The organism is Dietzia sp. CW19 (assembly GCF_014145265.1).
Lineage (GTDB): Bacteria > Actinomycetota > Actinomycetes > Mycobacteriales > Mycobacteriaceae > Dietzia > Dietzia natronolimnaea.
The window spans coordinates 5,788-14,485 of record NZ_JAALEE010000321.1 but is presented as its reverse complement, the minus strand read 5'-3'; the positions used below and the strand labels follow the sequence as shown (position 1 = coordinate 14,485).

At 70.8% G+C, this 8,698-nt stretch carries 6 protein-coding genes and 1 pseudogene; 3 read left to right on the top strand and 4 right to left on the bottom strand.

Annotation, left to right across the window (positions count from 1 at the left end; genetic code table 11):
• Window positions 1-143 precede the first annotated feature (143 nt).
• Both G6021_RS10145 and G6021_RS10140 read left to right on the top strand, forming a co-directional pair.
• A complete protein-coding gene (locus tag G6021_RS10145; protein WP_182641212.1) occupies window positions 144-1,676 on the top strand; it encodes a wax ester/triacylglycerol synthase family O-acyltransferase in 1,533 nt (510 codons plus the stop codon).
• 12 nt (window positions 1,677-1,688) lie between these two features.
• Window positions 1,689-3,098 (top strand): wax ester/triacylglycerol synthase family O-acyltransferase, encoded by a 1,410-nt coding sequence (locus tag G6021_RS10140; protein WP_241736511.1) that lies wholly within the window; start codon window positions 1,689-1,691, stop codon window positions 3,096-3,098.
• Here G6021_RS10140 and G6021_RS10135 read toward each other — a convergent pair.
• The 3 genes from G6021_RS10135 to guaB all read right to left on the bottom strand — a co-directional run bounded on the left by G6021_RS10135 (window position 3,070) and on the right by guaB (window position 7,627).
• Complete coding sequence (locus G6021_RS10135) at window positions 3,070-4,857, bottom strand: GMC family oxidoreductase (RefSeq protein ID WP_182617170.1); 1,788 nt, start codon at window positions 4,855-4,857, stop codon at window positions 3,070-3,072. The two genes, G6021_RS10140 and G6021_RS10135, sit on opposite strands and share 29 nt — an antisense overlap.
• Before the next feature lie 88 nt (window positions 4,858-4,945).
• On the bottom strand, window positions 4,946-6,085 hold the full coding sequence (locus tag G6021_RS10130; RefSeq protein ID WP_179524693.1) for a GuaB3 family IMP dehydrogenase-related protein: 1,140 nt from the start codon (window positions 6,083-6,085) through the stop codon (window positions 4,946-4,948).
• A gap of 6 nt (window positions 6,086-6,091) precedes the next feature.
• Window positions 6,092-7,627: an IMP dehydrogenase gene (guaB, locus tag G6021_RS10125; RefSeq protein ID WP_182609355.1), complete on the bottom strand. Its 1,536-nt coding sequence runs from the start codon at window positions 7,625-7,627 to the stop codon at window positions 6,092-6,094.
• A 135-nt stretch (window positions 7,628-7,762) separates the two neighbouring features.
• Between guaB and G6021_RS10120 the strand changes: the two genes are divergently transcribed.
• The gene (locus G6021_RS10120) at window positions 7,763-8,161 is read left to right on the top strand and encodes a DUF5319 domain-containing protein (RefSeq protein ID WP_179526160.1); all 399 of its coding nucleotides are present in this window, start codon (window positions 7,763-7,765) and stop codon (window positions 8,159-8,161) included.
• An 82-nt stretch (window positions 8,162-8,243) separates the two neighbouring features.
• On the opposite strand, the pseudogene G6021_RS10115 reads toward G6021_RS10120, so the two are convergent.
• Window positions 8,244-8,698: pseudogene (locus G6021_RS10115) on the bottom strand (hypothetical protein); the annotation flags it as partial.

The window sequence follows — 8,698 nt, the reverse complement described above, 5'->3', positions numbered from 1 at the left end:
GAGACACAACCTGCGTGGTCAATACATCTAGGCCCCGTGGCCACTCCGCCGAACTCGGCCACTTCCGCCCCCGGGGTGTTCACAATGGATCACATCACGACCGGGGTCGTCCTCGGCCGTGACCATCGACCGGGAGGGCACCGATGGAGAGGATGACCGGCTTCGACGCGAGCCTGCTGTACCTGGAGACGGCGCAGCAGATGCTCGTCGTGGGCGGGATCCTCGTGGTGGACGTCTCCGACCAGGGGTCCGCGTACAGCTTCGAGCGACTCCGGACGGAACTCGCCCGTCGGGTCAAGGAGATCCCCGCGTTCCGCCGCAAGATCTACGACTCCGTGTTGAACCTCGGGCATCCGGCATGGGTCGAGGAATGCGACCTCGACGTGACGCGGCACGTCCGACGCGTCGACGTGGAGCCGCCCGGTGACGACGACGCCGTGTTCGAGATGTGCGGCCGCCTCAGCAGTCGCCCGCTCGACCGGTCGAGGCCGCTGTGGGAGATGTGGGTCCTCGAGGGCCTGGCGACCCCGGACACGGTGGCCGTGTTCTTCCGCGCCCACCACGCGCTGCTCGACGGGACCAGCGCCGCGGCGGTCCTGCGGAAGCTCGGCGGGGCCGGGACCACCCCGTCCGCCCGTGATCTCGACCCGGTGCGGGTCCACGCCGGTGGGGCCAATCCGATCGGACTGGTCGCAGGCGGCCTGTGGGACTTCTCCGTGCGCCGACCACTCACCCTCGCCCGGCTCGTCCCGGAGGCCGCGATGCTGCCGTGGAGACTGCGCAGGGCCACGGCCACGAGGAGGTCCGGCGGGAACGCGGCGGAGGCGGTGGAGGACGGTGGTGACGCGGCGCAGACCACCCCGATCCCCGGCGCCGCGCCGTTCACCGCCCCGAGGACCCGGTTCAACGCGACGATCACCCCGCACCGGGCGGTCCGGGGCACCTCGCTCGACCTGACGGAGATGAAGGAGGTCAAGAACGCCTTCGGGGTGACGGTCAACGACGTGTTCCTGACCGTGGTGGGCGGCGGACTGCGTCGGTACCTGCGATTCCACGACGACCTCCCCGAGAAGCCACTCGTGGCGGTCGTGCCCGTGTCGACGCGCGGGGACGAGGGGACCCAGGGCAACAACCGGGTGACAGTGCTGTTCGCGTCGCTGGGGACCGACATCCAGGACCCGCTCGAGCGGCTGCGGGCGGTGGCCCGGCGGACGCGGCGGGGCAAGAGGCGGGCCCGGGGTGGGATGCGCCCGGGCCTCATCCAGGACGTGGCCACGCTGGCGCCGTCCGGCGCCCTGTCGCTGGTGATGCGCCTGTACGGGGACCTCCACCTCGCCGACCTGCACCCGGTGGTGCACAACCTCAGCGTCTCCAACTTCCCCGGCCCCCGAAAGACACCGGACTTCCTCGGCGCGCGGGTGACCCACATGTACCCGCTGGGCCCGCTGATGCACGGTTCCGGGCTGTCCGTGACGGCGATGTCCCTCGGCGATCGGCTCGACGTGGGGATCAACGCGTGCGAGCACCTCGTGCCCGACCCCGGACTCATCGCCACCGGGCTGCGGGAATCGATGGAGCGCCTGCTCGAACTGACCCGGGAGACGGCGGCCGGGGCGGGGGACGCCGGGGCGACGGTCTCGACCCCGCCGGGGTCCACGACGACCGAGGAGGGGTGACCCGTGGAACGGATGAGCGGCCTCGACGCCAGCTTCCTGTACCTCGAGACCGACGAGCAGATGATGGTGATCAACGGGGTGGTGCACCTCGACGTCTCCACCATCGACGAGGGGTACTCCTTCGAGCGCCTCCGGTCCGGGCTCGCCCGGCGGGTCAAGGCCATCCCGCCGTTCCGGCGCAGGATCCATGACTCCCGCCTCAACCTGGGACACCCGGCATGGGTGGAGGACTTCGACTTCGACATCACTCGTCACGTCCACCGGATCACGCTCGGTCCGGACGGCAGCGAGGACGACCTACTGGCCACGTGCGGGCGACTCGCCTCGACACCACTGGACCGCTCCCACCCGCTGTGGCAGGTGTGGATCATCGAGCGCGGCGACCCGGCCGCCCCCACCGTCACCGCGTTCTGCCGGGTCCACCACGCGCTCATCGACGGCATGCTGGGTGCCGAACTGCTCGCCACCCTCGCGGCCACGGACGCCTCCACGCCCATCCAGGATCCCGCACTGGTCCGGACCCACGTCGGCCGCGCCAACACCATCCAACTCATCGCCGGGGGCGCGCGGGATCTGATCGGCCGACCCCTGGCGCTCCTCCGCCTCCTGCCCGAGACGCTCTCCGTACCGGGGGCGATGAAGCGGGCCCGGGGCCGGGAGGACGGCGGACGGTCCATGCCCGCCCCGTTCACCGCGCCGCGGACCCTGTTCAACCGCTCCCTGACCCCGCACCGCGCGGTGGCCACGGTGACGCTCGACCTGCGGGCCGTCAAGGAGGTCACCACGCGCCTGGGCGGCACGGTCAACGACGTCCTGCTCACCGTGGTCGGCGGCGCGGTCCGGTCCTACCTCGAGGAGCACGGCGACGCCCCGGACGCGTCGATGGTCGCGATCGTCCCCATGTCCACCCGCGCGGATCTGACGACCGGCGGCGCGAACCAGGTCTCGGCGATGTTCGCGTCCCTCGCGACGGATGTGCCCGATCCCGTCGAGCGGTTCCACCGGATAGTCGACGCGTCGGCGACCGCCAAGGAGCAGGCCGGGAGTATCCGACCGGCCCTGCTGGACAACTGGGGCCGGATGAGCCCCCGCGGCCTCCTCGACATGGGCATGCGGGTGTACGAGGCGCTCAGACTCGCCGACGTCCACCCGGTGATCTACAACCTGATCATCTCCAACGTGCCCGGGCCCCGGAAGCCGCTCTACTTCCTCGGCGCACGGATCACCCACATGCACCCCTTCGGCCCGCTGCTCCACGGTGCGGGGTTGTCGGTGACCAGCGTGTCGATCGACGGCCACCTCGACCTGGGAGTGATCTCGTGCGAGCACCTCGTGCCCGACCCGGACGTGATCGCCCGTGGGATCGGGGCCGGGCTCGAGGAACTGCTCGAGCTCACGCGCGAGCGGGAGCACCCCCGCTAGAGACACCGACGATCGGCAGATGCAGCGCGCCGGGCGCCGCCTCCGGGACGATCGGCGACACGGGCGCCACCGGGGTCACGCGCTCGTAGGGCTCGCCCTGTGCGGGCCGGGGGTCGGCCTCGCCCTTGTTGGGCCACAGCGACATGGCCCGCTCGGCCTGCGCGGTGATGCTCAGTGCGGGGTTCACCCCGAGGTTCGCGGAGATCGCGGACCCGTCCACGATGTGCATCGTCGGGTAGTTCCACACCCGGTGGTAGGGGTCCACGACGCCACTGTCCGGCGAATCGGAGATCGCACATCCGCCGAGGAAGTGCGCGGTCATCGGCATGTTGGCGATCTCGCCCCACGTCCCGCCGGCCAGTCCGCCGATATTCTCGGCGATCCGCCGGGTGGCCTCGTTGCCCGCGGGGATCCAGGTCGGGTTGGGCTCGCCGTGGCCCTGCTTGCTGGTGACGTACCGGAACGGCCCGCGACGCTTGACCGAGGTCTCCAGGGAGTTGTCGAGGTTCTGCATGACCAGGGTGATCACCGACCGCTGGCTCCACCGCCGCAGGTAGAACAGCTGCAGGAACATGCTCGGCTTGCGCCGGATCTCGTTCACCAGGGTGCGCCACCGCGGGAGCGGCCCGTCCCCGTCCGTGAGAAGGGTCTGCAGGATCGCGATGGCGTTGGAACCCTTGCCGTAGCGGACGGGCTCGATGTGGGTGTCCGGCCGGGGATGGAACGACGACGTGATCGCCACGCCCTCCGAGAAATCCTGTTCCGGCAGGTAATTGGGGCGCATCGCCCCGAGGATCGATTCGGAGTTGGTGCGGGTGAGCTTCCCGAGCGCCGGCGAGAGCCGGGGCAGCGAGCCGTCGTCCTTGGCGTAGTGCAACAGATGCTGGGTGCCCCAGGTTCCGGCGGCCATCACGACGTGCGAGGCGGTGACCGTGGTGGTGCGCTTACCCCATCTGGTCCAGGCTCCGGTGCGCTCGAGCGTCACCTCCCACGTGCCGTCGGCACGCTCGTGCACGCCACTGACGGTCGTGCGGTCGAGAACCCGGGCCCCGGCCCGCTCGGCCAGGCCGAGGTAGTTCTTGAGCAGGGTGTTCTTGGCCCCGTGCCGGCAGCCGGTCATGCACTCGCCGCACTCGATACAGGCGGTCCGATCCGGCCCCACACCCCCGAAGTACGGGTCGCGGACGGTCTCGCCGGGCTTGCCCTCTCCCCCGGTCTTCTCCCCGAAGAACACCCCGACCGGCGTGTAGACGAAGGTGTCCTCGGCGCCCATGTCCCGTGCGACGGCCTTCATGACGTCGTCGGAATGGGTATGGGTGGGGTTGGTGACCACACCGAGCATCCGGCGCCCCTGATCGTAGAACGGGGTGAGCTCGTCCTCCCAGTCGGTGATGTGGCCCCACTGCCGGTCCCTGAAGAACGGGGAGTTGGGCTTGTAGAGGGTGTTGGCGTAATTGAGTGAGCCACCGCCGACGCCCGCCCCCGCCATGACCATCACATCGCGCAGCAGATGCACGCGCTGGAGACCGAACAGCTTCAGCTTGGGCGCCCAGACGTACCGGTTGAGCCGCCACGAGGTCTTGGGGAAGTCCGAGTCCTCGAACCGTCGGCCGGCCTCGACGACCGTGACGCGGTACCCCTTCTCCGACAGGCGCAGAGCGGTGACGCTTCCGCCGAATCCGGACCCGACGACGAGGACGTCCGTGTCGGGACTCCCGGTGGAGGCGGTGGTCGAGGGCGACGGCGTCGATGTCGTCATGGTGGGGCTCCCTGGTGGTCGAGGTGTAGGTCACAGTACCCGAGCACCAAGAACCTACCCGACAGTAGCTCCCGTTTTGTCCACCGCGTCAGGGGCGGACGGACAGGTCCACCTTCTGGAATCCCTTGACGTCCGAGTACCCGCACTTGGCCATCGCGCGACGGAGGCCACCCATGAGGTTCCGGGTTCCGTCCGGGACGCTCGTCGGCCCCTCCAGGACCTCTGCCAGGGGCGCCAGGGCCGTCTCGTCGTCGATCTCCGCCACGTGTCCACGGGGGACCTTGGGATGGGCGGACACGGCGTCCCAGTACACACCCCGCCCCGGGGACTCCAACGACCCGGCCAGCAACGGACCCAACACCACGGCGTCGGCGCCACACGCCACCGCACGGGCGATGTCACCCGAGGTGTAGATGTCGCCGTCGGCCAGTACGTGCACGTACCGGCCCCCCGTCTCGTCCAGGTAGTCGCGTCGCGCGGCCGCCGCGTCGGCGATCGCGGTGGCCATGTGGACCTCCATCCCGAGCACGGAACCCGTGGTGGTGACCCCCTCGACGCCGCCGTAACCCACGATCACACCGGCCGCACCCGTGCGCATGAGATGCAGGGCGGTCTTGTAGTCCACCACGCCGCCGGCGATCACCGGCACGTCGAGCTCGTGGATGAAGTCCTTGAGGTTCAGCGGCTCGTCCTCGCCGCTCACGTGTTCGGCGGAGATGATGGTGCCCTGGACGACGAGCAGGTCGATCCCGGCCGCGACCAGACCGGGCGTGAGGTCGCGCGCGTGCTGGGGGGACACCCGGACCGCGACCGTGCCGCCCTCGTCCCGGATCCGCCGGACCGCCGCCGCGAGCAGCTCGCGGTCGATCGGGGCGCGGTGCAGCTCCTGGAGACGCGCCACGGCCCGGTGGCCGGTCACGTCCTCGAGAGCGAGCTCGCGCAGCTCGGCGATCGCGGCCTCCGGATCCTGGTGGCGCGCCCACAGGCCCTCTCCGTTGAGGACGGCCAGGCCACCGAGCCTCGAGAACTCCACCGCCGACTCGGGTGAGACCACCGCGTCGGTCGGGTGGGTCATCACGGGCAGGTCCATCTGATAGGCGTCGATCTGCCAGGCCGTCGACACCTCCTTGGAGCTGCGGGTGCGTCGGGAGGGGACGATGTCCACCTCGCCGAGCCCGTACATCCGTCGGGCCTCACGGCCCATTCCGATCTCCACGACGTTGCGCACGCGCCCTCAGTCCTTGACGTTGTAGTTGGGGGCCTCGACGGTCATCTGGATCGCGTGGGGGTGGCTCTCCTTGAGCCCCGCCGCCGTGATCTGGACGAACTGGGCGCGGTTCATGTCCGGGATCGTGGCCGATCCCGTGTACCCCATCCCCGCGCGCAGTCCACCGGTGAGCTGGTGCAGGACCTGCGCGACGTCGCCGCGGTACGGCACCCGTCCCTCGATACCCTCGGGGACGAGCTTCTCCTCGGACAGCACGTCGTCCTGGAAGTAGCGGTCCTTGGAGAACGACTTCTCCTGCCCCGGCTTGCCCCGGCCGCGCATCGCGCCGACCGACCCCATCCCCCGGTAGACCTTGTACTGCTTGCCGTCCACGAAGATCAGCTCCCCGGGCGACTCCGTGCAGCCCGCGAGCAGCGAACCGAACATGCACGCCGACGCCCCGGCCGCGATCGCCTTGGCCACGTCCCCCGAGTACTGCATCCCGCCGTCGGCGATCACGGGGACGCCCGCGGCGTGGGCCGCCACGGAGGCCTCGAGGATCGCGGTGATCTGCGGGGCCCCCACCCCCGCGACGACGCGGGTGGTGCAGATGGAGCCGGGACCGATGCCGACCTTGATCGCGTCCGCGCCCGCATCGATCATCGCCTGGGCCGCGCCGCGGGTGGCGAGGTTGCCGCCGATCACCTGGACGCGGTCGCCGAGCTCACGCTTGACGCGGGCGACCATCTCGAGTGCGTTGCGGTTGTGGGCGTGGGCGGTGTCGACGACGAGGACGTCCACACCGGCGTCGGTGAGGGTCCCGGCGCGCTGCCAGGCGTCCTCGCCGGTCCCGATCGCCGCGGCCACGCGCAGTCGACCGTCGGAGTCCTTGGTGGCGTCCGGGTGCTTCTCGGTCTTCACGAAGTCCTTGACCGTGATGAGCCCGGTGAGGCGACCGTCGCCGTCCACGATCGGCAGCTTCTCGATCTTGTGGCGTCGCAGGAGTCCGAGGGCGGCCTCCGCCGTGACACCCTCCCGCGCGACGACGAGCGGTGCGCGGGTCATGACCTCGTCGACCCGACGCGACTTGTCCACCTCGAAACGCATGTCCCGGTTGGTGATGATGCCCACGAGTTCGCCCCGCTCGTCGGTCACCGGCAGGCCGGAGATCCGGTAACGGGCGCACATCTCGTCGACCTCGGCGAGGGTGTTGGCGGGAGCACAGGTGACCGGGTCGGTGACCATGCCCGCCTCCGACCGCTTGACCGTGTCCACCTGGGCCGCCTGGTCGGCCACGGAGAGGTTGCGGTGCAGCACCCCGATCCCGCCCTGGCGGGCCATGGAGATGGCCATCCGGGCCTCGGTGACGGTGTCCATCGCGGACGATACGAGCGGCACCCGCAACGTGATGTCCCGGGTGAGCCGGGTGCTCGTGTCGACCTCACTGGGGACCACCTCGGAGGCGGCCGGGAGCAGCAGCACGTCGTCGAAGGTCAGGCCCACCATGGCGACCTTGGTGGGATCGTCGCCGCCGGTGCGCACGGGGCCTCGCGACTCGCTCATCTGCCGTCCTCCTGGGGGTCGTCTGGGTCTGGAGTCCGAGGATAGTGCGTCCGGGGTCCCGGGTTCGAACCGTCGGCCCCGCCAGGTGGTGCCCACGGGTACGGTGGGAGCGTGAACGATCCCCTACGGCACGGAATGCCGCCCGACCCGTTCGCCGGCGATCCGGACGATCCGACCTCGGAACTGGCCGGGCTCGACCCCGTGGACGACGGCATCCCCTCCGGGCCGCTCGACGCGGAGGAACGCCGTGCGATCGAGGAGGACCTCGCCGATCTCGCGGAGTTCCGCGAACTCCTGGCCCCCACCGGCGTCAAGGGGGTGGCCGTGCAGTGCGAGGACTGCGCGGAGGAGCACTACCACGAGTGGGACATGCTCCGCGCCAACCTCATGCAGCTCCTGGAGGACGGCTCACTCCTGCCCCACGAGCCCGCGTTCGACCCCATCCCGGACGACTACGTCTCGTGGGACTACTGCCGCGGATACGCCGACGCGGTGCGCACGATGCGCCCGCGTCGTCTCTACTGGCGTCGCTGACCCGCCGGGCCGCGGCCACGACCGGTCCGCGACCACTGGGGGTCCGCAATTACCTCCCCGTTCCGCCCCACCGGGGAGGGGGTCAGTTGGTGGGCTGGGTGGTCGCCGGAGCGCTGGTGGCCGCAGGCCCCGACGTCGGGACCTGGGTCACGGTGGTCCGTGTCGGTGACGGCGCCGGGCCCGTCCCGTCGACCTCGCCCGGTTGCGGCCGACCCGTGGTGGGCGCCAGGAAGTCCTGGATCCGCTGGGTGTCGATCGGGATCTGCAGCGTCGTCGAGATCCGCAGCCCGTCCAGCGGCAGCGGGATGACCGGCATACCGGGGGGCGGCGGCGGGATCAGGTTGGACGGAAGCGGCACGGGCACCCCGGGAACGAGCGTCGCGGGGCCCTGACCCGGACCGGGGGCCGGGGCGGGGGCGGGCGCGGGAGCAGGTGCGGGGGACGGGACCGAACTGGGCGTGACCCTGCTCAGATCGCGCCTGATCGCGTCGCGGCGCTTCATCAACTCGACGCGCTCGCTGGCGTCCGAGACCTCGT

What these genes read in the sequence shown, in the direction of transcription:
- G6021_RS10145 (WP_182641212.1), top strand. Translation starts at nt 144, where the DNA reads ATGGAGAGGATGACCGGCTTCGACGCGAGCCTGCTGTACCTGGAGACG.
- G6021_RS10140 (WP_241736511.1), top strand. Translation starts at nt 1,689, where the DNA reads ATGAGCGGCCTCGACGCCAGCTTCCTGTACCTCGAGACCGACGAGCAG.
- G6021_RS10135 (WP_182617170.1), bottom strand. Translation starts at nt 4,857, where the DNA reads ATGACGACATCGACGCCGTCGCCCTCGACCACCGCCTCCACCGGGAGT.
- guaB (WP_182609355.1), bottom strand. Translation starts at nt 7,627, where the DNA reads ATGAGCGAGTCGCGAGGCCCCGTGCGCACCGGCGGCGACGATCCCACC.
- G6021_RS10120 (WP_179526160.1), top strand. Translation starts at nt 7,763, where the DNA reads ATGCCGCCCGACCCGTTCGCCGGCGATCCGGACGATCCGACCTCGGAA.